This is a genomic window from Pseudomonas sp. HT11 (assembly GCF_044875395.1).
GTDB lineage: Bacteria > Pseudomonadota > Gammaproteobacteria > Pseudomonadales > Pseudomonadaceae > Aquipseudomonas.
This window is the reverse complement of sequence record NZ_CP173217.1, coordinates 5258763-5279378: the sequence shown is the minus strand read 5'-3', so window position 1 is coordinate 5279378 and position 20616 is coordinate 5258763. Positions and strand designations below refer to the sequence as shown.

The 20616-nt window shown below is 60.7% G+C and carries 26 protein-coding genes; 15 read left to right on the top strand and 11 right to left on the bottom strand.

Annotated elements, in window-relative coordinates; all coding sequences use genetic code 11:
• Positions 1-184 precede the first annotated feature (184 nt).
• From rplU to ABWL43_RS24410, 7 genes are all read left to right on the top strand, one after another.
• Positions 185-499, top strand: a complete 315-nt coding sequence (gene rplU, locus ABWL43_RS24440) for a 50S ribosomal protein L21 (protein WP_007950961.1) — start codon at positions 185-187, stop codon at positions 497-499.
• Between the two features lie 34 nt (positions 500-533).
• A complete protein-coding gene (rpmA, locus tag ABWL43_RS24435) occupies positions 534-791 on the top strand; it encodes a 50S ribosomal protein L27 (protein WP_003176049.1) in 258 nt (85 codons plus the stop codon).
• Positions 792-984: 193 nt separating this feature from the next.
• Positions 985-2208 carry an Obg family GTPase CgtA gene (gene cgtA, locus ABWL43_RS24430; RefSeq protein WP_016976186.1) on the top strand — a complete coding sequence of 408 codons (1224 nt, stop codon included), beginning with the start codon at positions 985-987 and terminating at the stop codon, positions 2206-2208.
• Positions 2209-2345: 137 nt separating this feature from the next.
• Positions 2346-3464, top strand: coding sequence for a glutamate 5-kinase (proB, locus tag ABWL43_RS24425; protein WP_026013771.1), 1119 nt, complete (start codon positions 2346-2348; stop codon positions 3462-3464).
• A gap of 16 nt (positions 3465-3480) precedes the next feature.
• Positions 3481-3945 (top strand): CreA family protein, encoded by a 465-nt coding sequence (locus ABWL43_RS24420; protein ID WP_404484922.1) that lies wholly within the window; start codon positions 3481-3483, stop codon positions 3943-3945.
• Positions 3946-4046: 101 nt separating this feature from the next.
• Complete coding sequence (locus ABWL43_RS24415) at positions 4047-4529, top strand: glutathione peroxidase (RefSeq protein WP_106578205.1); 483 nt, start codon at positions 4047-4049, stop codon at positions 4527-4529.
• 324 nt (positions 4530-4853) lie between these two features.
• Positions 4854-5957: an NADH:flavin oxidoreductase gene (locus tag ABWL43_RS24410; protein WP_404484918.1), complete on the top strand. Its 1104-nt coding sequence runs from the start codon at positions 4854-4856 to the stop codon at positions 5955-5957.
• On the opposite strand, the gene ABWL43_RS24405 is transcribed toward ABWL43_RS24410, so the two are convergent.
• A complete protein-coding gene (locus ABWL43_RS24405) occupies positions 5926-7128 on the bottom strand; it encodes a glycosyltransferase family 1 protein (protein WP_119736716.1) in 1203 nt (400 codons plus the stop codon). The genes ABWL43_RS24410 and ABWL43_RS24405 overlap by 32 nt on opposite strands.
• 54 nt (positions 7129-7182) lie before the next feature.
• A complete protein-coding gene (gene cysZ / locus ABWL43_RS24400; protein ID WP_404484915.1) occupies positions 7183-7947 on the bottom strand; it encodes a sulfate transporter CysZ in 765 nt (254 codons plus the stop codon).
• Positions 7948-8239: 292 nt separating this feature from the next.
• Here cysZ and trxB point away from each other — a divergent pair, with 292 nt between their 5' ends.
• Positions 8240-9202 (top strand): thioredoxin-disulfide reductase, encoded by a 963-nt coding sequence (gene trxB / locus ABWL43_RS24395; RefSeq protein ID WP_010206474.1) that lies wholly within the window; start codon positions 8240-8242, stop codon positions 9200-9202.
• A gap of 186 nt (positions 9203-9388) precedes the next feature.
• On the opposite strand, the gene ABWL43_RS24390 is transcribed toward trxB, so the two are convergent.
• From ABWL43_RS24390 to ABWL43_RS24365, 6 genes are all read right to left on the bottom strand, one after another.
• Positions 9389-9727: a HopJ type III effector protein gene (locus tag ABWL43_RS24390; RefSeq protein WP_404484912.1), complete on the bottom strand. Its 339-nt coding sequence runs from the start codon at positions 9725-9727 to the stop codon at positions 9389-9391.
• Positions 9720-10016 carry a DUF1244 domain-containing protein gene (locus ABWL43_RS24385; RefSeq protein ID WP_242201113.1) on the bottom strand — a complete coding sequence of 99 codons (297 nt, stop codon included), beginning with the start codon at positions 10014-10016 and terminating at the stop codon, positions 9720-9722. The genes ABWL43_RS24390 and ABWL43_RS24385 overlap by 8 nt, the downstream gene beginning before the upstream one ends.
• 84 nt (positions 10017-10100) lie before the next feature.
• Positions 10101-10472 carry a dihydroneopterin triphosphate 2'-epimerase gene (gene folX / locus ABWL43_RS24380; RefSeq protein ID WP_003194073.1) on the bottom strand — a complete coding sequence of 124 codons (372 nt, stop codon included), beginning with the start codon at positions 10470-10472 and terminating at the stop codon, positions 10101-10103.
• A gap of 2 nt (positions 10473-10474) precedes the next feature.
• Positions 10475-11035: a GTP cyclohydrolase I FolE gene (folE, locus tag ABWL43_RS24375; RefSeq protein WP_145164314.1), complete on the bottom strand. Its 561-nt coding sequence runs from the start codon at positions 11033-11035 to the stop codon at positions 10475-10477.
• Between the two features lie 20 nt (positions 11036-11055).
• Positions 11056-11766: a dihydromonapterin reductase gene (gene folM, locus ABWL43_RS24370; protein ID WP_404484907.1), complete on the bottom strand. Its 711-nt coding sequence runs from the start codon at positions 11764-11766 to the stop codon at positions 11056-11058.
• Positions 11767-11823: 57 nt separating this feature from the next.
• The gene (locus tag ABWL43_RS24365; protein WP_242201111.1) at positions 11824-12384 is read right to left on the bottom strand and encodes an antibiotic biosynthesis monooxygenase; all 561 of its coding nucleotides are present in this window, start codon (positions 12382-12384) and stop codon (positions 11824-11826) included.
• Positions 12385-12596: 212 nt separating this feature from the next.
• Between ABWL43_RS24365 and ABWL43_RS24360 the strand changes: the two genes are divergently transcribed.
• The gene (locus tag ABWL43_RS24360; RefSeq protein ID WP_404484904.1) at positions 12597-13547 is read left to right on the top strand and encodes a MerR family transcriptional regulator; all 951 of its coding nucleotides are present in this window, start codon (positions 12597-12599) and stop codon (positions 13545-13547) included.
• 2 nt (positions 13548-13549) lie between these two features.
• On the opposite strand, the gene ABWL43_RS24355 is transcribed toward ABWL43_RS24360, so the two are convergent.
• Together ABWL43_RS24355 and ABWL43_RS24350 are read right to left on the bottom strand one after the other, a co-directional pair.
• Positions 13550-14155 (bottom strand): hypothetical protein, encoded by a 606-nt coding sequence (locus ABWL43_RS24355; protein WP_145164307.1) that lies wholly within the window; start codon positions 14153-14155, stop codon positions 13550-13552.
• Between the two features lie 58 nt (positions 14156-14213).
• Positions 14214-14681 carry a PAS domain-containing protein gene (locus ABWL43_RS24350; protein ID WP_404484901.1) on the bottom strand — a complete coding sequence of 156 codons (468 nt, stop codon included), beginning with the start codon at positions 14679-14681 and terminating at the stop codon, positions 14214-14216.
• A gap of 129 nt (positions 14682-14810) precedes the next feature.
• Here ABWL43_RS24350 and ABWL43_RS24345 point away from each other — a divergent pair, with 129 nt between their 5' ends.
• Positions 14811-15266, top strand: coding sequence for a flavodoxin (locus ABWL43_RS24345; protein WP_145164303.1), 456 nt, complete (start codon positions 14811-14813; stop codon positions 15264-15266).
• On the opposite strand, the gene ABWL43_RS24340 is transcribed toward ABWL43_RS24345, so the two are convergent.
• On the bottom strand, positions 15247-16143 hold the full coding sequence (locus ABWL43_RS24340; RefSeq protein WP_145164301.1) for a LysR family transcriptional regulator: 897 nt from the start codon (positions 16141-16143) through the stop codon (positions 15247-15249). The genes ABWL43_RS24345 and ABWL43_RS24340 overlap by 20 nt on opposite strands.
• A gap of 97 nt (positions 16144-16240) precedes the next feature.
• Between ABWL43_RS24340 and ABWL43_RS24335 the strand changes: the two genes are divergently transcribed.
• The 5 genes from ABWL43_RS24335 (at position 16241) to ABWL43_RS24315 (ending at position 20339) form a co-directional block, all read left to right on the top strand.
• Entirely contained in the window at positions 16241-16627 is a 387-nt protein-coding gene (locus ABWL43_RS24335; RefSeq protein ID WP_404484898.1) for a CidA/LrgA family protein, read from the top strand.
• A complete protein-coding gene (locus tag ABWL43_RS24330; RefSeq protein WP_404484893.1) occupies positions 16617-17303 on the top strand; it encodes an LrgB family protein in 687 nt (228 codons plus the stop codon). Before ABWL43_RS24335 ends, ABWL43_RS24330 begins: the two co-directional genes overlap by 11 nt.
• A gap of 150 nt (positions 17304-17453) precedes the next feature.
• The gene (locus tag ABWL43_RS24325) at positions 17454-18236 is read left to right on the top strand and encodes a class II aldolase/adducin family protein (protein WP_145164297.1); all 783 of its coding nucleotides are present in this window, start codon (positions 17454-17456) and stop codon (positions 18234-18236) included.
• Positions 18236-19138 carry an alpha/beta fold hydrolase gene (locus ABWL43_RS24320; RefSeq protein WP_404484889.1) on the top strand — a complete coding sequence of 301 codons (903 nt, stop codon included), beginning with the start codon at positions 18236-18238 and terminating at the stop codon, positions 19136-19138. Before ABWL43_RS24325 ends, ABWL43_RS24320 begins: the two co-directional genes overlap by 1 nt.
• A gap of 289 nt (positions 19139-19427) precedes the next feature.
• Positions 19428-20339 carry an SDR family oxidoreductase gene (locus ABWL43_RS24315; RefSeq protein WP_145164293.1) on the top strand — a complete coding sequence of 304 codons (912 nt, stop codon included), beginning with the start codon at positions 19428-19430 and terminating at the stop codon, positions 20337-20339.
• The last annotated feature ends 277 nt before the right edge of the window (positions 20340-20616 follow it).

Below are 20616 nucleotides of genomic sequence, written 5' to 3'. Positions count from 1 at the left end.
TGTCAAGGCGCGATAGACGGCCTCTTGCAACGCTCCGTTGCCTTGCGTACAATCGCGCACCCTGAACTTCCTGGGCAGCACCTGCCTTACGCAATTGCATTCGGGACGTCCATCCCATGCAGCCATGCCAGCCAATACCTCTTCTTATAAAGCGCTGGGTGAGCAGGATTATCGGAGAAATACCATGTCGTACGCAGTAATTGTTACTGGTGGCAAGCAATACAAGGTCGCCCCAGGTGAATACCTGAAGATCGAAAAACTGGAAGTCGCCACTGGCGAATCCGTTACCTTTGATCGCGTTCTGTTGGTCGCCAATGGCGATGACGTGAACATCGGCGCTCCAGTTGTTGCTGGCGCTACCGTTGTGGCTGAAGTGATCTCCCAAGGTCGTCACGATAAAGTCCGCATCATCAAGTTCCGTCGTCGTAAGCACCACATGAAGCGTATGGGCCACCGCCAGTGGTACACCGAGATCAAAATCACCGGTATTCAGGCTTAATTTCAGCCTAATTCCTCACTAGGAGAATTGACTCATGGCACACAAAAAAGCTGGTGGTAGTACCCGTAACGGTCGCGACTCAGAAGCCAAACGCCTTGGCGTGAAGATGTATGGCGGCCAGAAAATCATTCCGGGCAACATCATCGTGCGTCAGCGCGGCACCCAATTCCACGCCGGTTACGGTGTTGGCATGGGTAAAGATCACACCCTCTTCGCTAAAATCGAAGGCGTGATCAAGTTTGAAGTAAAAGGCGCTTTCAACCGCCGTTACGTGAGCGTTGTCGCCGCTTAATTGCGCGATCGCTGGAAAAGCCCTGTCTCGCGACGGGGCTTTTTCGTTTGTGGAGTGAGTCTCTTGCAAAGCTGTTTGTAATGAGCTCAGGCGCTGGATACGCGGTCATTGTTTGAGGTCGCTGCGCTCATTTTTGCAAGAGTCTTATGTCTTGGTTTCTTAAGCTCGTCCATGCGACGAGAGGCGTTTTGTTATGAAGTTCGTTGATGAAGTTTCCATCCGAGTAAAAGCAGGCGACGGCGGTAACGGTTGCATGAGTTTCCGTCGCGAAAAATTCATCGAAAACGGTGGCCCCAACGGTGGTGACGGCGGTGACGGCGGTTCTATCTACATGATGGCCGACGAAAACCTCAACACCCTGGTCGACTACCGTTACACCCGGCACTTCGATGCCGAGCGTGGCTCCAACGGCGGCAGCACCGACTGCACCGGTAAAAAAGGCGAAGACCTGGTACTGCGCGTACCGGTCGGCACCACGATCATCGACTCGGCCACCCAGGAAGTGATTGGCGACCTGACCAAGGCCGGCCAGAAACTGATGGTTGTGCAGGGCGGCTGGCACGGTCTGGGTAACACCCGATTCAAGTCCAGTACCAACCGTGCACCACGCCAGACCACGCCGGGCAAGCCGGGCGAGCAGCGAGACCTCAAGCTGGAAATGAAAGTACTGGCAGACGTCGGCCTGTTGGGCCTGCCGAATGCCGGCAAAAGTACCTTCATCCGCTCGGTCTCGGCCGCCAAGCCGAAAGTCGCCGACTACCCGTTCACCACTCTGGTTCCAAACCTGGGCGTGGTCAGCGTGGACCGCTGGAAAAGCTTCGTGATCGCCGACATTCCAGGCTTGATCGAAGGTGCTTCCGATGGCGCCGGCCTGGGGATTCGCTTCCTCAAGCACTTGTCGCGTACCCGTTTGCTGCTGCACCTCGTCGACATGGCGCCGCTGGATGACACCAGCGCACCGGACGCCGCCGAAGTGATCGTCAGCGAACTGACCAAGTTCAGCCCGGCCCTGGCCGAGCGCGATCGTTGGTTGGTACTCAACAAGTGCGACCAGATCCTGGAAGAAGAGCACGAAGAGCGCGTCAAGGAAATCGTCGATCGCCTGGAGTGGGAAGGTCCGGTCTACGTGATCTCGGCCATCGCCAAAGAAGGCACCGAACGCCTGACCCGCGACATCATGCGCTACCTGGAAGACCGCGCCGACCGCCTGGCGGCCGACCCGGTATTCAAGGCCGAACTCGCTGAGCTCGATCAACAGATCGAAGACGAAGCCCGTGCCCAGCTGCAGGCTTTGGATGACCAGCGTGCCCTGCGTCGCAGCGGCGTGAAGTCGGTCCATGACATCGGCGACGATGATTGGGACGAAGAAGACGTAGATGATGAAGACGGTCCGGAAATCATTTACGTGCGCGACTGATTCGTTGCAGTAAACTTAAGCGCCGCTCACTTGAGCGGCGTTTTGGTATCTGGGTATACGAGCAGTCACTAAAGTAGTCACGAATAACGTTATGGGCCGCGCTGGGTCGCGCAGCCCTCAATCTAAGGTTGAAGATGATGCGGAGCAAAGTGACAGGTGCGCAGCGCTGGGTCGTAAAGATCGGAAGTGCGCTGCTGACGGCGGATGGCAAAGGTCTGGATCGCGCAGCCATGAGCGTCTGGGTCGAGCAGATGGTGGCCTTGCATGAGGCCGGTGTCGAGTTGGTGCTGGTGTCGTCCGGGGCTGTGGCCGCCGGCATGAGCCGCCTCGGCTGGACCGCGCGACCCAGCGCGATGCACGAGCTGCAAGCCGCCGCTGCCATTGGCCAGATGGGCCTGGTGCAAGCCTGGGAGTCCAGCTTTGCCGAGCATGGCCGCCACACGGCGCAGATCCTGCTGACCCACGACGACCTGTCCGACCGCAAGCGCTACCTCAACGCCCGCAGCACCCTGCGCGCGTTGGTCGAGCTCAAAGTGATCCCGGTGATCAACGAGAATGACACGGTGGTCACCGACGAAATTCGCTTCGGCGACAACGACACCCTGGCCGCGCTGGTGGCCAACCTGGTGGAGGCCGACCTGCTGGTGATCCTCACCGACCGCGACGGCATGTTCGACGCCGACCCGCGCAACAACCCCGATGCCCAGCTGATCTACGAAGCCCGCGCCGATGACCCGGCGCTGGATGCCGTGGCCGGCAGTGTCGGCGGCGCGCTGGGCCGTGGCGGCATGCAGACCAAGCTGCGTGCTGCACGCCTGGCCGCGCGTTCCGGTGCGCATACCATCATCGTCGGCGGGCGCCTGGAGCGTGTGCTGGACCGTCTCAAGGCCGGTGAGCGCATCGGCACGTTGCTGTCGCCGGAACGCGGCATGCTGGCGGCACGCAAGCAGTGGCTGGCCGGACACCTGCAAACCCGTGGCACGCTGGTGCTGGACGATGGTGCCGTGTCGGCGCTGTCCCAAGGCAACAAGAGCCTGCTGCCAGTGGGCGTCAAATTGGTGCAGGGCAGCTTCCGCCGTGGCGAGATGGTGGTGTGTGTGGCGCCCGACGGTCGTGAGATCGCCCGTGGCCTGGCCAACTACAGCGCCCTTGAAGCGCAGAAAATCATTGGACAATCGTCTGACGCGATTGTCGGACTATTAGGTTACATGGCCGAACCCGAACTGGTTCACCGCGATAACCTGATCCTGGTCTAAATAAAGGGAATACACGATGCGCTTCATGAACGGAGTACTCGGCCTGTTGCTGGCTCTGCCGCTGCTGGCCTCGGCTGAAGAAATTGGCCAGGTGTCGACGGTGTTCAAATTTGTCGGGCCTAACGACCGGATCGTGGTCGAGGCGTTTGATGATCCCAAGGTTGATGGCGTGACCTGCTACCTGTCGCGCGCCAAGACGGGCGGCGTCAAAGGCGGCCTGGGCCTGGCCGAGGACCGCGCCGAAGCCTCGATAGCCTGCCGCCAGGTTGGCCCGATTCATTTCAACGGTGAGCTCAAGGATGGCGACGAAGTGTTCAAGGAACGCACCTCGCTGGTATTTAAGACCATGCAGGTGGTGCGCTTCCTCGACAAGAAGCGCAATACCCTGGTTTACCTCGTCTACAGCGACCGTTTGATCGAAGGCAGCCCGCAAAACGCAGTCACGGCGATTCCGATTTTGCCGTGGCCGACCGCTCAGTAACCGGCGGGCGAGTTTTGTAATCGGCGTCTATGATTGCAGGCTTGCAGTCTGTAATCTCGAACGGCCGCAACGCGAAGAACATGGGATATCTGGAGTTCGTCATGAGTGCTTTCCACGACCTGAAACTCAAAGCTTTGGACGGTCAAGAGCTACCGCTGGCGCCCTTCAAGGGGCAAGTTGTGCTGGTGGTGAATGTGGCCTCCAAATGTGGCTTGACCCCGCAATACGCGGCGTTGGAAAACCTCTATCAGCAGTACAAGGGCCAGGGATTTACCGTATTGGGCCTGCCGTGCAACCAGTTTGCAGGCCAGGAACCGGGCACCGAGGAAGAAATCCAGGCGTTCTGTAACGTGAACTACGGCGTGACCTTCCCATTGGGCAGCAAGCTCGATGTCAACGGCCACGATCGCCACCAGTTGTACCGCTTACTGGCGGGCGAGGGCGCCGAGTTTCCCGGGGATATCACCTGGAACTTCGAGAAGTTCCTGCTCGGCAAGGACGGCCGAGTGCTGGCTCGATTCTCGCCGCGTACCGCGCCAGATGATCCGACGATCGTGCAAGCCATCGAAAAAGCCCTGAGCTGAACGCTGCCAAAGGCTTTTATCGGCAAGCGCGCTCCTTGTCGCGAGCGCTCTTGTCATGACGAGCCGGCTTGTCGTGGCGAGCGGGCTTGCCCCGCGTTGGGCTGCGAAGCAGCCCCAAAACCCACACCGCATTAAGCCGATAACCGCGCTGGCTTCAAACAGGGCCACTGCGCCGCCCAACCCGGGTCAAGCCCGCTCGCCACACGTTTGTGGTGATTCACTCCTGACTTTTACCCCTTAATCACCCAAATCAATAGTGCTTTCACGCGCTGCGCACTGCCCATATTATCCGCATCATAAATACCTCTTCCGCGGAGTGCTCCCATGCCTGTCCAAGCCTTGTTCAAACCTTTCCAGCTCGGTGCACTGCAACTGTCGACCCGCGTGGTCATGGCGCCCATGACCCGTTCGTTTTCGCCGGGTGGCGTGCCCAATGCCAAGGTCATCGAATACTACCGCCGCCGCGCTGCCGCCGGCGTGGGCCTGATCATCACCGAAGGCACCGTGGTCGGTCATCAGGCCTCCAACGGTTACCCGAACGTTCCGCATTTTTACGGTGAGGCCGCGCTGGCCGGCTGGAAAGAAGTGGTCGACGCCGTACACGCCGAAGGCGGCAAGATCGTGCCGCAACTGTGGCACGTGGGCAGCGTGCGCCGTATCGGCACCGAGCCTGACGCCAGCGTACCGGCCTACGGCCCGATGGAAAAACTCAAGGACGGCAATGTGGTCGTCCACGGCATGACCACCCAGGACATCCAGGACGTGATCAATGCCTTCGCCCAAGCCGCCAAGGATGCCCAGCGCATCGGCATGGACGGCGTAGAGATCCACGGCGCCCACGGTTACCTGGTTGATCAGTTCTTCTGGGAAGGCACCAACCAGCGCACCGACGAATACGGTGGCAGTCTGGCCAACCGTTCGCGGTTTGCCATCGAATTGATCCAGGCCACCCGCGCCGCCGTAGGCCCGGACTTCCCGATCATCCTGCGTTTCTCGCAGTGGAAGCAGCAGGACTACACTGCGCGCCTGGTGCAAACACCCGAGGCGCTGGGTGAGTTCCTCAAGCCGTTGTCCGACGCGGGTGTGGATATTTTCCACTGCTCAACCCGTCGTTTCTGGGAGCCGGAATTCGAAGGCTCCGACCTCAACCTGGCCGGCTGGACCCGCCAGCTCACCGGCAAGCCGACCATCACCGTCGGCAGCGTCGGCCTGGACGGTGAGTTCCTGCAGTTTATGGTCAACACCGACAAGGTCGCGCAGCCCGCCAGCCTGGAAATGCTGCTGGAGCGCCTCAACAACGACGAGTTCGACCTGGTCGCTGTGGGCCGTGCCTTGCTGGTGGACCCGGATTGGGCGGTGAAGGTGCGCGAGGGGCGTGAGGGCGACATCCTGCCGTTCAGTCGTGAGGCGTTGACGACCCTGGTGTAAGAGGCGAAAGGGCGGGCACCGGGTGTCCGTCCTTGCACACTCCGCGTAACTGACGTTCGAACTGTTCGATAATCGCCGGCCAGCCCTGGCGGCTCGCATGTTGGCGAGCGTTCAGGCGCATACGGCGCAGGCTCTCTGCATCTTCCAGCAACCAATTGGCGGCATCGCAAAACGCAGCCTCATCCCCCGGCATCGCCAGCACGCCGTTGTAGCCATGGCGGATATGCTGGGTTGCGGCCGCCTGATCGTAGGCCACCACCCCCAATCCCGAGGCCATGGCTTCCAGCACCACGTTGCCGAAGGTTTCGGTCAGGCTGGGGAACAGGAACACATCGCCGGAAGCGTAATGCCGGGCCAGTTCTTCACCGCGCAGGGTGCCGCAGAAAATCGCCTCTGGCAGTTCCTTTTCCAGCATCGTGCGTTGTGGGCCATCGCCGACGATGATCAGTTTCATCTGGCGCAACGGATAGGTGTCTTGCAAGGTTTCAAAGCAGCGCTTGAGCAGCCCCAGGTTTTTCTCCTGCGCCAGTCGACCTACGTGCAGCACAGCGATCTGTTCAGCGTTCAATGCCCAACTTTCCCGCAACGCGTGGTCGCGTTTCGCCGGGTGGAACAACTGGCTGTCGACCCCGCGCGCCAACATTCCCAGACGCTCGAAATTCCGCCGCTCCAGCTCCAGGCGCTGACTGGTGCTGGGGACCAGCGTCAGCGTCGAGCGGTTATGGAACCAGCGCAAATAGTGCGTGACCATGCGGCTGAGCAGGCTCAAACCGTATTGGTTCGAGTACTGCTGGAAGTTGGTGTGAAAGCCACTGACCACGCTGATGCCCAGGCGCCGTGCTGCGCGCAACGCCGACAAGCCCAATGGGCCTTCGGTGGCGATGTAGAGCACGTCGGGACGCTGACGGGTCCAGCGGCGCAGCAACTTATGCATCGACGACTGGCCCCATTGCAGGCCGGGGTAGCCCGGCAGCGGCCAGCCGCGGCACAGCAGCAGCGCGTCATCGCTGGGGCGGCTTTGATCGCTGCCCTGGCGTGGGCGCACCAACTCGACCTGATGGCCGCGCGCGCGCAAACCTTCACACAGGCGGCCAAGGGTATTGGCCACCCCGTTGATCTCTGGCGGGAAGGTTTCGGTGATCAGGGTGATGTGAAGCGAAGCTGTCGTCATGACCCACAGTGTCACCGTGGGCCATGTCGTCATTGTGTCATTGGCATGATGGATTTATGACCGGGTCACTTTCTGCGTCGCCATCGCCTCGGCGCCTTGCTCGCGTACCCAGAACAGCGTGGCCCCGGCCACCGCCGCTGGCATCATCAGCAGGTTGACCACGGGCACCAGCAGCACCAGGTAGACGATGCCGCCGAAGCTCATGCTCTGCCAGCGCTTCTTGCGCAGCCAGGCGAGCATCTCGTTCCAGCCCAGCTTGTGGTTGTCTGCCGGGTAGTCGATGTACTGGATCGCCATCATCCACACGCCGAACAGCAGCCACAACGGCGCGGCGATCAGGTTGACCACCGGAATGAACGACAGGATAAACAGGCCGATGGCGCGTGGCAGGAAGTAGCCCAGCTTGCGCATTTCCCGCGCCAGCGTGCGGGGCACCATCGCCACCAGTTCGCCCCAGCTGAACGGCGGGAAGTCGTCGGTGCCGCGCACCACCACTTCAACTTTCTCTGCGAGAAAGCCGTTGAAGGGCGCCGCGATGATATTCGCCAGCATGGTGAAGGTGAAAAACACCATCAGCACCACCAGCACCACAAACAGCGGCCACAGGATGTAACTGAGGAAACTCAACCAGCCCGGCAGCGTCGGCATCAATGTGTCGACCCACAGGCTGAACTGATGGCCGGCGAAGTAGATCAAACCGACGAACAGCACCAGGTTGATCGCCAGCGGCAGCACTACAAACAGGCGCAGGCCTGGGCTCAATACCAGTTTGAGGCCTTCGCGCAGGTATTGCGGGCCGGAAAGAGCAGGGGCGGGCATGGAGAACTCCGAGCAGAATGACAAACGCGCCGACCTTACCGCCTTTGCATCCTGGGCGAAAGCAGCGACATCAGCGGTAACATCAAAGCACAATGGCGTCGATTAATCGGGTGGCAGGGATAGAGACCACCTATGAGCTGGATTGTTATTCCGTATTTCCTTAATCTTGCCCCCCTCGATACGCTGCACCCATTATTTTTCAGGACCGGCGAGTTCAAGCCTTCCCCAAGTGCTTCGCGGTCCTTTTTTATTCCAGCCGTTCTGTAGTCCGGACGGTCGATAGGAGTGAGTCATGTCTGATACCCGTCATTCGCGAGTGATTATTCTCGGTTCCGGCCCTGCCGGTTACAGCGCTGCCGTTTACGCTGCCCGGGCCAACCTCAAGCCGCTGCTGATCACCGGCATGCAGGCGGGCGGTCAGTTGACCACCACCACTGAAGTCGACAACTGGCCGGGCGACGTCCACGGCCTGACCGGCCCGGTGCTGATGGAGCGGATGAAAGAACACGCCGAGCGCTTTGAAACCGAGATCGTTTTCGACCACATCAACCAGGTCGACTTCTCGAAAAAGCCTTACAGCCTGACCGGCGACAGCGGTGTGTACACCTGTGACGCGCTGATCATCGCCACTGGCGCCAGCGCCCGTTACCTGGGCCTGCCGTCGGAAGAAGCGTTCATGGGCAAAGGCGTATCTGCCTGCGCGACCTGCGACGGTTTCTTCTACCGCAACAAGCCTGTTGCCGTGGTCGGTGGTGGCAACACCGCCGTCGAAGAGGCGCTGTACCTGGCCAACATCGCCAGCACCGTGACCCTGGTTCACCGCCGCGAGACCTTCCGCGCCGAGAAGATCCTGATCGACAAGCTGCACGCCCGTGTCGCTGAAGGCAAGATCATCCTCAAGCTCAACGCCACCCTGGACGAAGTCCTGGGCGACAACATGGGCGTGACCGGCGCTCGCCTGAAAAACAACGATGGCAGCTTCGACGAGCTGAAAGTCGACGGCGTGTTCATCGCGATCGGCCACACCCCGAACACCTCGCTGTTCGAAGGCGTGCTCGAAGCCAAAGACGGTTATCTGGTGGTGCAAGGCGGCCGTGAAGGCAATGCCACCGCGACCAACATCGAAGGCATCTTTGCCGCCGGTGACGTGGCTGACCACGTCTATCGCCAGGCCATCACCTCGGCTGGCGCCGGCTGCATGGCGGCCCTGGACGCCGAGCGTTACCTCGACGGTTTGAAGGACGCTTCGTTCTAAACCCGTTGAAACGAAAAAACCGGCTGCGAGGCCGGTTTTTTATGCGCGCGATGTATGCCGCACTGCAGTCCAGAAGTGTTAACCCAATCACTGTGGGAGCTGGCTTGCCTGCGATAGCGGCGTTGGCTGACACTCCGCTATCGCAGGCAAGCCAGCTCCCACATTAAACCGGGTTATCCAATTGAATCAGCGGCGGGTCAGTGGCTGCTGAGTGAACTTCACACCCGCCAACCCATGCTTGATCAGCGCACGAATATTGCCGTGGTCACTGCCTTCCGGCGTAGCCACCACCGAACGGTAATGCTCACCAAACGCCAGCAGCGCTTCCTGATCGCTCAAGCCTTCCAACAGCGCCAGGCCCAGGGTCTTGCACGACCCTTCGTTCTGCCCGGCGGCGTTTTCCACGCTGCCATTGGTGAAGGCTTGCGGCTGGTAGTCGTAACCGGCAGCGACAAAAGCCAAGGTGTCGGCAAAAACGTGTTCGCCGCTGTTGAGGCTGGCGCGCAGGGTGTTCAAATCAGTCATGGGTTTTTCCTTGGGCAAATGCCGCCTGTTGCTCGGCATTGGCTTCTTTCTGGTATTGGGCTTTCCACTCGGCGTACGGCATGCCGTACACCACTTCACGGGCGTCATCGAGGCTCAGCTCGATGTGGCGCTCGTCGGCCTCGGCCTTGTACCACTTGGACAAGCAGTTACGGCAGAAGCCCGAGAGGTTCATCAGGTCGATGTTCTGTACATCCTTGCGGCTGTCCAGGTGTGCCACCAGCCGGCGGAAGGCGGCGGCTTCGAGTTCGAGGCGTTGTTGATCGTTCATGGTGGTCTCTTTGAGACAGCTTCAAGCGGGCAAGCTTCAAGCTGCAAGTTGGAGTGTGGTCGGCCTTTAGCTTATCGCTTGCCCCTAACGGCTTGCAGCCAGCGTTATCGACACCGACTCGGCAAAGCGCAGCGCGTGAGGCTTGTCCACTTCGACTTCGGCGTACAGCACCGACTCGTTGCTCATCACCAGGTCCAGCAGCTCCTGGGTCAGACGCTCGAGCAGGGCGAAGCGGTTGCCTTCGACGTGGGCGATGATGGCCTTGGTGATGGTGCGGTAGTTCAGCGCATGGTCGATGTCGTTGTCGCGCACGGCTTCCTGGGCGGCATACAGGATGGTCAGGTTGATCAGCACGTCCTGCTTGTTGAGGATTTCGTCCTCGTTGATGCCGATAAAGGTGCGCAGGCACAGGTCCTTGACCCGGATGCGCGCCATGCCTGGTTGAAGTTGTGGCATTGCTACTTGCTCCGTCCAATCAGTTGCAGGAACTCCATGCGCGTGGTGTTCGACTCGCGGAACGCGCCGAGCATCACCGAGGTGTTCATGGTTGAATTCTGTTTTTCCACGCCGCGCATCATCATGCACATGTGCTTGGCTTCGATCACCACCGCCACGCCGGCGGCCTGGGTGACCTGCTGAATCGCGTCGGCGATTTGCCGCGTGAGGTTTTCCTGGATCTGCAGGCGCCGGGCGTACATGTCGACAATGCGCGCCAGCTTCGACAGCCCGAGCACCTTGCCGGTCGGAATATAGGCCACATGGGCCTTGCCGATAAAGGGCAGCAAATGGTGCTCGCACAGCGAGTACAGCTCGATGTCCTTAAGAATCACCATCTCGTCATTGTCGGACGCGAACAGCGCACCGTTGACGATTTCGTCCAGGTTCTGCTCGTAGCCGTGACACAAGTACTGCATGGCCTTGGCAGCGCGCTTGGGGGTGTCGAGCAAGCCTTCGCGTTGCGGGTCTTCGCCCAGGCCTTTGAGAATTTCGCGGTAGTGTTGGGGCAGGGACAAGGTCATACAACATCCTCACAAACGGCTTACTTGATATGCCGCCCGCCGTTGACGGTCAGGGTGGTACCGGTGACATAAGGGTTGTCCAGCAGGTAACGCACGCTCTGGTAGATCACCTCGGGCCCGGGCTCGATGCCCAGTGCCGATTTGGCCAGGACCTTGGCGCGGTAGGCCGCGTCGTCGCCCTCGTTGAACATCACCATCGCCGGCGCAATGCCATTGACCTTGATCAACGGCGCGAACTGCGCAGCAAACGACAACGTGAGGCTGTCGAGCCCGGCCTTGGTGGCGCAATAGGCAATATGCTGGCGGCTGCCTTTGCGCACCACGTCGTCGCTGATATGCACAATGTCGGCAGGTGAAGAGCGTTGCAGCAAGGGTGAACAATGCAGGTTGATCAGGTACGGCGCAAGCATGTGCACGCTGAACATGTCGGTAAATGCGCGGCTTTCGTCGCCGGGCGTTTCCGCGACCCACGCCGAAGCGTTATGGATGATCGCGCGCAGGCTGTTGGTGTGGGTTTGCAGTTGGGCGATGAAGGCCAGAATCCCGGCTTCACTGGAGAAGTCGGCAAACACGCCGACCGCGCCACGCTCGCGCAAGGCCTCAACGCCTGGACGCTCGCTGCGGTAGCTGAAAATAACCGGCTGGCCCTCGTCCAGCAGGCGCTCGGCGCAATGCAGGCCGACACGCTGGCCGGCACCGGTGATCAGGATCGGGGCGTTCGTTGCAGTCATGGGAGGCTCAAGTCGCTGGCAGGTTGAAACTATACCAGCGACCGGCCGCCCCTGTACTCAAGCGGCAGCTTCGGCGACCTTGCGCGGCGGCGGTGTGGGGTGCAGCCAGTTCGCCAGCAGGTGCGTTGACAGTGGAATGAACCAGAAAACCATCAAGGGCGTGAGGGCCAGGGTGCTGACCAGTATGCGTGGGGCCAGGTCCAATTCGTTGAGCAGCGGCCCAAGGACGAAGTTGAACAGCAGCGATACCGGGAAAAACGCCAGCCAGATCGCCACAGCCTGTTTCCAGCGGGGCGGCCGTGCGCCCACGGCGCCGAACCAGCCATCGATGCCACTGACGCGATGCTCGGACGGGTCGGCGAACAGCTCGCTGCCACGGCTCAACCAGGCACTGCGCGAGGCGGAAAACTCCCAGGCATGCAGGGTTTTTTCGTCGGCAAAGCGGAAGATGATTTGAAATTCGTCGTCATTGGGCGGCGGTGCCAGTACACCGGAACCCAGGTAACCGGGGAAGTCAGTGGCCAATTGCTCGCCTTCGCGCAGCCAGGCCATCAATTCTTCATAGCGCCCTTTGGCCACGCGGCGCGCAACCATCAGGGTGACAGGGGAGGTAGACATTGTGTATCTCCAAATAATCAGGTGCGCCGAGCCGGGTAGGCGGCGCACGAAGGTGGCGGCCGGGTAGGCCATCACCTGAAAAACAGGCAAGGATTATTCCTGTTTTGCAAAATTACGCCAGTGACATCGGTCAGAAGGGGGCGGGCCTTGAAAAGGACAAGTAGAAAGGCGTTAAATGGGATCCAAATCTACACGGATGTTTTTGATCCCCGATGCCTGAAATTACTGCTCCTGTTCACGAAATCGCCCATGGCAGCCTTGCCGATTCCAGCGAGCTTTTTCCGATTCGTGAAGTCTCGAGATTGACAGGTGTCAATCCGGTCACCTTGCGAGCCTGGGAGCGACGGTATGGTCTGATTCAGCCCGCGCGCACCGAAAGTGGGCATCGCCTCTACTCCAGGACCGATATTGAGACCGTCAACAGGATCCTCGATTGGATTGAGCGCGGTGTTGCGGTAAGCAAGGTCGGCAAAATCCTCGCACGCGATGATCAGCAAGCCGATGTGGTTCGCGCCGAGCGAGACTCGGTCGAGGACACGCAATGGCAAGCGCGGTTGAGGCAGGCCATCAGTGCTTTCGATGATCGCGGCCTTGAACACGTGTACGGTCAGTTGTCAGCAACCTGTGCGCTGAGTGTGGCGTTTCAAGACATCCTCATGCCCCTTTGGTACGACTTGCTGCGGCATCAAGGCCGTTTCGGCCAAGCCAGCGAGTGGTTATTTTTCGATGCTTTCCTGCGTGAGCAAGCCTGGCTGCGCTTGCAACTGGGCAGCGGCTCGCCCGGGTCCCGGGTCTTGCTGGCGGCGTTGCCCGGCGAATGCCGTAAGTTGGAATTGCTGGTGGCGGCGCTATTGGTCGGTCGGCAGGATCTGCCCATGAAGGTGCTGGAAGTGGGCCAGCCCCTGGACGAACTAACATTGGTCTGTGAAAAAATCCGGCCCCAGGCGCTCGTCATCTTCTCCAACCATTCACACAACCATGAGCTGGCCGAGCGCCTGAGTCGCTTGGCGATGACGCTCGATTGCCCACTGTTTCTGGCGGGCGCCGCATCTGACTTCGCCGAAAAAGACCTGGCAGGTTCCTCGGTCGGTTGCCTGGGCAGCGATGGGCTGGTGATGCAGCGCCGCTTGCAGCAGTTTCTGAGTGGGCAGCTGGATACCTGAACTCAGGCGTGTACGTGCGGATGAACCAGGCGGTGCTGGTGCAGAATGAACTGGCGCAGCCGCTCGATCTCATCGGCATCACTTTGGCTCAAGCGGTAAGCGAATAAGCCGCGGGCCGTTTCCCGCTCCAGCGTGCCGCGCAAGGCAATGCGTTCGTAGCCGGAAGGGCTGAACCACAGGGAAAAGGTTTTCGGCGGTTTGACCCGGCCACGAATCTCAACCAGCACGCCTTTGAATGACACCTCGTGAACCCATAACGCGGCAGGGTTGCCCTTGACGTTTTCCAGTGCCACCGGGGTTTCGAGGGCCAGGCGCCACGGCCGGATCATCGGCCCGTCTTCAAAAATGCTCGGCACACCCAGGCGCAGATGCACTGCGTGAAACTCGTCTTCGACCAGGTGCAGCGGGAACGTGAGTTGCTGGTTATCGAACTGCGCCTGGATGGTGACATGGTCGTGAGCGGCCAGGCGCGTGAGCAAATCCCGAATCTGTGCACCGCCGTTGACCGTCAGGCTCGACCACGCATCCCGCAGGTTGAGCTGCGGGTTGTGTTGCATGTCCTGGATAAAATCCAGTTCGTCCTGCGTCAGTAGCGCGTCGCGGTGCATTGATGTAGCTCAACGATGAGACATTAAAAAGCCATTATCGCTCTAAAGACCGTATTTTTTACACTTTGTTAATTCCGCTCGTCGCTTTGAGCGCCGCCAACTCGCCTTTGAGCTCGGCCACCTGTGCTTCCAGCTGGGCCGCGCGTAGTTGTGCTTTGACCTGCGCGGTGACGTCTTTTTGCACGCCCACAAAATAGGTCTGCTTGTCGGCTTCGTTGTAAACCGTCGACAGCGATAATTCGTTCCAGAACGCAGTGCCGTCCTTGCGGTAATTGCGCAGGATCTCCCGGCACGAACCGCCGTTGTCGAGGGCTTCACGAATCGCTATCAAGGCGGGCTGGTCGCGGTCGCCCGCCTGCAGGAAGCGGCAATCCTGATACAGGATGTCGTCCAGTGCATAACCGGTCATGCGCTCGAAGGCCGGGTTAACGTAGATCAGCGGCTTGTCTTTGCCTTCGCGTTCGGCGACGACGATGCCGTCGTTGGAGGCGTTGATGACCAGTTGCATCAGTTTGGCGTTAATCATAGAGCGGTCCATGGCTTGTTTTTAGAGACTGCAGTGTATGGCATGCCCTGAATGTTGCGCGGCATGCGCCGAAATATTTGCGCCAGCTGCTAACATCCCACGCTTTGGCTCAACTACAGGATCAGATTGATGAAAGTCGCCATCCTTTCCGGCTCGGTCTACGGCACCGCTGAAGAAGTCGCCCGCCACGCCGCCGGCATCCTCAACGCGGCCGGTTTTGAAGCCTGGCACAACCCGCGCGCCACCTTGGCCGATGTGCAGGCCTTTGCTCCCGACGCCTTCCTGGCGGTGACGTCCACCACCGGCATGGGCGAGTTGCCTGACAACCTGCAACCCCTGTATTCGAGCATTCGCGACCAACTCCCCGCCGCCTGGCGCGGGCTGCCCGGTGCCGTCATCGGGTTGGGCGACGCCAGCTACGGCGACACCTTCTGCGGCGGCGGCGAGCAAATGCGCGAGCTGTTCGGCGAGTTGGGTGTGCGTGAAGTGCTGCCGATGCTGCGCCTGGACGCCAGCGAAAGCGTCACCCCGGAAGCCGATGCAGAACCGTGGCTGGCCGAGCTGGTCACTGCACTGCGCGGTTGACCGGGAATTCGCGCAGCAGCGCCAGCCAGGCCTGGGCGGCTTTGGACAAATAAGCGCCCTCACGCCAGATAAAGGCAATGTCCCAGCGTAAAAAGTCGGGCGCCTTGAGTGTCAGGCGCACCACGCCCGGTCGCACCAACCCACGGGCGACCACGCTGGGCAACAGCACCACGCCTTGGCCGGCCGCGACCAGGGCGACGAGAAAGTCCGCCTGGCCGCTGCGGCCGATCTCCTTCGGCGTAAAGCCCAATTGCTGACAGGCCTGCATCAGTCGGTCATTGAGCACAAAACTGCGTTGGTACATCAGGAAGGGCGTGTCCGCCAGTTCCTCCAGGCGCACTTGGGCGTTGTCAGCCAATGGATGATCCATCGGCAGCAAAGCGTCCAGCGGCTCGTCGCAAAAGGGTTGCCAGGCAAAGGCCGGATCACTGGGCATCAGCGTGCCACCCACGTCCAGCTCCCCACTGAGAATCGCCTGCTCGATCGTGCGGCTGCCGCCTTCGAGCAATTGGATGGTGACCTTGGGGTAACGCCTGCGGTACTCGGCAAACAGCCCGGCAAACAGAGTGTCGCCCGCCAACAGCGGCAAGCCCAGGCGCAGCTCGCCACGGGCCAGTTGCTGCATATCATCCAGCTCGCTGAGCAGCTCTGTTTGCAGGCGCAACATGGCCTCGGCGCGCTGCAACACCACCTCGCCGGCGGCCGTCAGGCGAATGTGCGAGCCCGTGCGCTCCAGCAGCGGCGTACCGAGGCTCTGCTCCAACTGTGCCACCTGCTTGCTCACGGCCGATTGGCTGATGTGCAAGGTTTTACCGGCCTGGGTAAAGCCGCCCCGGTGGATCACTTCGACAAAACTGCGCAGCTGTTTGAATTCCATGGGCCTGATTCCAGTTTGGAATAGTTGGCAGTCTAACAATTCGCTGTGGGGATGGGAGGGGCGTCTTTAAACTGAGCGCCTGCGAGGATCAACGCTTATGAACCGTTTCAGCTTCAAACATATCGCCCGCCTGCTGATTGAGCTGGTTGTGCTGCTGGCTATCTATTTTCTGGGCACCCAGCTTGCCGTGTGGGTGGCGTGGCCGATTCCGGGTGGCGTGGTGGGCTTGGGCCTGTTGCTGGCGACATTTGCCACCGGCCTGGTCAAGCCGGCCGCCCTGCAACTGGGCGCCGGGGTGTTGATGGCAGAGATGCTGCTGTTTTTTATCCCCGCGCTGATGAGCCTGCTTGATTACGGCGGCCTGGTGCGCAACGACGGCTGGCGCATCCTGCTGGTGATCGGTTTCAGCACGCTGTCGGTGATGCTGGTGACGGCGTTTACCGTAGAGATGGTCTGCCGCTGGAGCATGCGCCGTGAAGCTTGAGTTGATGCCGGTGTTCTGGCTCGCCCTGACCCTGGGCGCCTATATTTTCAGCCGCTGGATCTATCGCCGCACCGGGCGCTACGTGCTGTCACCCTTGATTCTCGTGCCGGCGCTGCTGCTGGCGGTGGCCGCGCCGATGCACACGGCGTACGCCGAATATGCCGCCGACACCCATTGGCTGATGCTGGTGCTGGGCCCGGTCACCGTGGCGTTTGCGGTGCCGATCTGGCAGCAACGCCGCTTGCTGGCGCGTCATTGGTCGGCGTTGCTGCTGGGCATGGTCGCCGGCAGCGCGGCCTCCATCGGCACCTCGTTCGGGCTGGCCAAGGCGCTGGCATTGGACAGCTCGGTGACGATGTCGCTGTTGCCGCGCTCGATCACCACGCCGTTTGCCATGCCGGTTTCCTCTGACCTGGGCGGTGTACCGGAACTCACCGCTGTGTTTGTGATGTTCACCGGCGTGTTCGGCGCCATGCTCGGCGGCGTGCTGCTCAAGTGGTTACCGTTGCGCACACCCCTGGCGCGTGGCGCGTTGTTTGGTGTGGGCGCCCATGGCGCGGGCGTCAGCCGGGCGCGGGAAGTGGGCGGTGAAGAAGGCTCGGTCGCGGGCCTGGTGATGGTGTTGACGGGCTTGCTCAACCTGTTCGCCGTGCCTTTATTGGCGGCGCTTCTCTGACGCGGCGCCCACTGACTTCAACTATTCTTGTTACTGACTCGTTCGGTCATCAAGCTGGCTGCGAAGGCGACTACTTGCGCGATGGCGTCTGACTAGACTGGCCCTCCACCCAAAAAAACAATAAGAACATGCGCCAAGGAGGTCGTTGCCGTGAGCCTAGCACCCGTTCTATCGCCACAGAATGTCAAAGACCAGGTCAGCGCTGCCGAATGGCAAGCCCGTGTCGACTTGGCCGCCTGTTATCGCCTGGTCGCGCTGCATGGCTGGGATGACCTGATCTTCACGCATATTTCGGCCAAGGTGCCGGGCACCGATGATTTTCTGATCAACCCTTACGGGCTGATGTTTCACGAGATCACGGCGTCGAGCCTGGTCAAGGTCGACCAGGCCGGCAACAAGCTGATGGACAGCCCCTACGAGATCAACCCCGCGGGCTATACCATCCACAGCGCCATCCATGAAGTGCGCCACGACGTGGCATGCGTGATACATACCCACACGCCCGCCGGTGTTGCCGTTTCGGCGCAGAAGCAGGGCGTGTTGCCGATCAGCCAGCAATCGTTGTTCGTGCTCTCAAGCCTGGCCTATCACGCCTACGAAGGCGTGGCGCTGAACCATGAGGAAAAGGCGCGCTTGCAGGCGGACCTGGGTCAAAGCAATTTCCTGATGCTGCACAACCACGGCCTGCTGACCTGCGGCGGTACCATCGCCGACACGTTCCTGATGATGTTTACCTTCCAGCGCGCCTGCGATATCCAGGTGCTGGCGCAAAACGGCGCGGCTGAGTTGATTGCCATCGAACCGCAGATTCTTGCCGGGGCCAAGGCCATGGTGGCAGCGGTCACCAAGAGCGCCCAGGGCATGGGCGGCGCGCTGGCCTGGCCGGCGCTGCTGCGTAAATTGGACCTGCAAGATCCCGGGTATAAAAGCTGATGCCACTCGCCGAAATCCCGCTCAGAGCCTGGCGCAAACGCGCCCAGGAATTCGTCTTTCGTGGTCGCACGATCCGTTACTGGGTGGCCGGGCAGGGCGAACCCCTGCTGTTGATTCACGGCTTCCCCACGGCCAGTTGGGACTGGCACTACCTGTGGCAGCCACTGGCCCAGCGCAACCTGGTGATTGCCTGCGACATGCTGGGGTTCGGCGATTCGGACAAGCCGGTGGATCACGACTATTGCCTGTTGGAACAGGCCGACCTGCAGCAGGCGCTGCTCGACCACCTGCGCGTAGAGCAACCGGTGCATGTGTTGGCCCATGACTACGGCGACAGCGTCGCCCAGGAATTACTCGCCCGTCATTACGAAGGCCGTTTTCAGATGGCCAGTTGCGTATTCCTAAACGGCGGGCTGTTCCCGGAAACCCATCGCCCGGCGCTGGTGCAAAAACTGCTGCTCAGCCCGCTTGGCTGGATGATCGGCCGAGCCTTCGGGCGCAATGCCTTGTCGAACAGCTTCAGCCAGATTTTCGGCCCGAATACGCGGCCCAGTGAAAGCGCGCTGGATGATTTCTGGAGCCTGATCAAGTGCAATGACGGCACGCGCATCCTGCACAAACTGATTGCCTACATTCCCCAGCGCCGCCGCTTGCGGGAGCGCTGGGTGGACGCGTTGCGGCGCGGCGAGGTGCCGTTGCGCGTCATCGACGGCGAAGTCGACCCGATCTCCGGTGTGCATATGGTGGAGCGTTATCACCAGTTGGTGCCGCACGCCGACACGGTGTTGCTGGCCAATATCGGCCACTACCCGCAGATAGAAGCGCCGGTGCTGGTGCTCAAGCATTACCTGGCGTTTCGCGAGCGCCTCGGCCAGCCCGCGCCACGAGTGGCCTATTCCTGAGCCACCTGTTGTGGCGAGCGGGCTTGCCCCGCGTTGGGGCGCGAAGCGGCCCTAAAACCTGCCACCGCGATACACCAGACACTCTGCAGTAACCTTATCGGGGCGGCTTCGCCACCCAACGCGGGGCAAGCCCGCTCGCCACTGAGAGGGCGATGCCCTGCGAAAACCTGGGCCGCACAATCATCCCGCTGCCTTATCGAACACCATTCAGCCTCGGCCGACTTTATTGTGACCAGAGGCTGCGTGCCTGACACTCACTTCATTCCCATTGTCGCCAGCGGAGTTCGGTATGAGTGAGTCAGTGCAGTTCCAGGATAAGGTCGTGATCGTCACCGGTGCCGGCGGCGGGTTGGGCCGGGCGCATGCGCTGCTGTTCGCCCGACACGGGGCCAAGGTGCTGGTCAACGACCTCGGCGGTTCCACCCAGGGCGAGGGCGCCAACGCCTCGGCGGCCGATCGCGTGGTCGCCGAGATCCGCGAAGCAGGTGGCATTGCCGAAGCCAACCATGACTCCGTCACCGACGGTGACAAAATCGTGCAGCACGCGCTCGATGCATTCGGCCGCATCGATGTGGTGGTGAACAACGCCGGCATCCTGCGCGACAAGACGTTCCACAAAATGGACGACGGCGACTGGGACCTGGTGTATCGGGTGCATGTCGAGGGTGCCTACAAAGTGACCCGTGCCGCCTGGCCGCATTTGCGTGAGCAAGGCTATGGTCGGGTGATTTTCACCGCGTCCACTTCGGGCATCTATGGCAACTTCGGCCAATCCAACTACGGCATGGCCAAGCTGGGCTTGTACGGTTTGACCCGCACGCTGGCGCTGGAAGGGCGCAAGAACAATATCCTGGTCAACGCCATCGCCCCCACCGGCGGCACGCGCATGACCGAAGGCCTGATCCCGCCGCAAGTGTTCGACCGCCTCAAGCCGGAGCTGGTCAGCCCGTTGGTGGTGTACCTGGGCAGCGAAGCGTGCCAGGAAACCTCGGGCCTGTTTGAAGTGGGCGGCGGCTGGATCGGCAAGACCCGCTGGGAGCGCAGCCTGGGTGTGGGGTTTGACCCCGAAGCCGGGTTCTCACCCGATGATGTGGCCGCGCATTGGGCGCAGATCTGCGACTTCGAAGGCGCCGCGCACCCCAAGGACAACATCGAGGCATTGAAGGAGATGATGGCCAACTTGCAGAAATTCAGCCTCTGATCGTTGCTGGAACACTATCCAATACTGCGGGGCGCTGATGGCGCCCCGTTTTTGTTCAGGCATAAAAAAGGCCGCTGCAAAGGCAGCGGCCGAAGTAAGACGTTGGATCAAGGAGCGACAAATCAACGTCAGTGAACACGGGTAACAGATTGAATAAATTAGCCAATCCGTCGAAATTCAGCTGTTCTCCCCAGGTTGGGAGCGGGCCGTTTGCCCTGAGAGCGAGGTCAGAATAGTCGGTTGTAACAAATTGAGTAATAGCGGTTCGAGACAAGGA

Bases quoted from the DNA above. Each gene is read 5' to 3' on its own strand.
- rplU (WP_007950961.1), top strand. From the start codon at position 185: ATGTCGTACGCAGTAATTGTTACTGGTGGCAAGCAATACAAGGTCGCC.
- rpmA (WP_003176049.1), top strand. From the start codon at position 534: ATGGCACACAAAAAAGCTGGTGGTAGTACCCGTAACGGTCGCGACTCA.
- cgtA (WP_016976186.1), top strand. From the start codon at position 985: ATGAAGTTCGTTGATGAAGTTTCCATCCGAGTAAAAGCAGGCGACGGC.
- proB (WP_026013771.1), top strand. From the start codon at position 2,346: ATGCGGAGCAAAGTGACAGGTGCGCAGCGCTGGGTCGTAAAGATCGGA.
- ABWL43_RS24420 (WP_404484922.1), top strand. From the start codon at position 3,481: ATGCGCTTCATGAACGGAGTACTCGGCCTGTTGCTGGCTCTGCCGCTG.
- ABWL43_RS24415 (WP_106578205.1), top strand. From the start codon at position 4,047: ATGAGTGCTTTCCACGACCTGAAACTCAAAGCTTTGGACGGTCAAGAG.
- ABWL43_RS24410 (WP_404484918.1), top strand. From the start codon at position 4,854: ATGCCTGTCCAAGCCTTGTTCAAACCTTTCCAGCTCGGTGCACTGCAA.
- ABWL43_RS24405 (WP_119736716.1), bottom strand. From the start codon at position 7,128: ATGACGACAGCTTCGCTTCACATCACCCTGATCACCGAAACCTTCCCG.
- cysZ (WP_404484915.1), bottom strand. From the start codon at position 7,947: ATGCCCGCCCCTGCTCTTTCCGGCCCGCAATACCTGCGCGAAGGCCTC.
- trxB (WP_010206474.1), top strand. From the start codon at position 8,240: ATGTCTGATACCCGTCATTCGCGAGTGATTATTCTCGGTTCCGGCCCT.
- ABWL43_RS24390 (WP_404484912.1), bottom strand. From the start codon at position 9,727: ATGACTGATTTGAACACCCTGCGCGCCAGCCTCAACAGCGGCGAACAC.
- ABWL43_RS24385 (WP_242201113.1), bottom strand. From the start codon at position 10,016: ATGAACGATCAACAACGCCTCGAACTCGAAGCCGCCGCCTTCCGCCGG.
- folX (WP_003194073.1), bottom strand. From the start codon at position 10,472: ATGCCACAACTTCAACCAGGCATGGCGCGCATCCGGGTCAAGGACCTG.
- folE (WP_145164314.1), bottom strand. From the start codon at position 11,035: ATGACCTTGTCCCTGCCCCAACACTACCGCGAAATTCTCAAAGGCCTG.
- folM (WP_404484907.1), bottom strand. From the start codon at position 11,766: ATGACTGCAACGAACGCCCCGATCCTGATCACCGGTGCCGGCCAGCGT.
- ABWL43_RS24365 (WP_242201111.1), bottom strand. From the start codon at position 12,384: ATGTCTACCTCCCCTGTCACCCTGATGGTTGCGCGCCGCGTGGCCAAA.
- ABWL43_RS24360 (WP_404484904.1), top strand. From the start codon at position 12,597: ATGCCTGAAATTACTGCTCCTGTTCACGAAATCGCCCATGGCAGCCTT.
- ABWL43_RS24355 (WP_145164307.1), bottom strand. From the start codon at position 14,155: ATGCACCGCGACGCGCTACTGACGCAGGACGAACTGGATTTTATCCAG.
- ABWL43_RS24350 (WP_404484901.1), bottom strand. From the start codon at position 14,681: ATGATTAACGCCAAACTGATGCAACTGGTCATCAACGCCTCCAACGAC.
- ABWL43_RS24345 (WP_145164303.1), top strand. From the start codon at position 14,811: ATGAAAGTCGCCATCCTTTCCGGCTCGGTCTACGGCACCGCTGAAGAA.
- ABWL43_RS24340 (WP_145164301.1), bottom strand. From the start codon at position 16,143: ATGGAATTCAAACAGCTGCGCAGTTTTGTCGAAGTGATCCACCGGGGC.
- ABWL43_RS24335 (WP_404484898.1), top strand. From the start codon at position 16,241: ATGAACCGTTTCAGCTTCAAACATATCGCCCGCCTGCTGATTGAGCTG.
- ABWL43_RS24320 (WP_404484889.1), top strand. From the start codon at position 18,236: ATGCCACTCGCCGAAATCCCGCTCAGAGCCTGGCGCAAACGCGCCCAG.
- ABWL43_RS24315 (WP_145164293.1), top strand. From the start codon at position 19,428: ATGAGTGAGTCAGTGCAGTTCCAGGATAAGGTCGTGATCGTCACCGGT.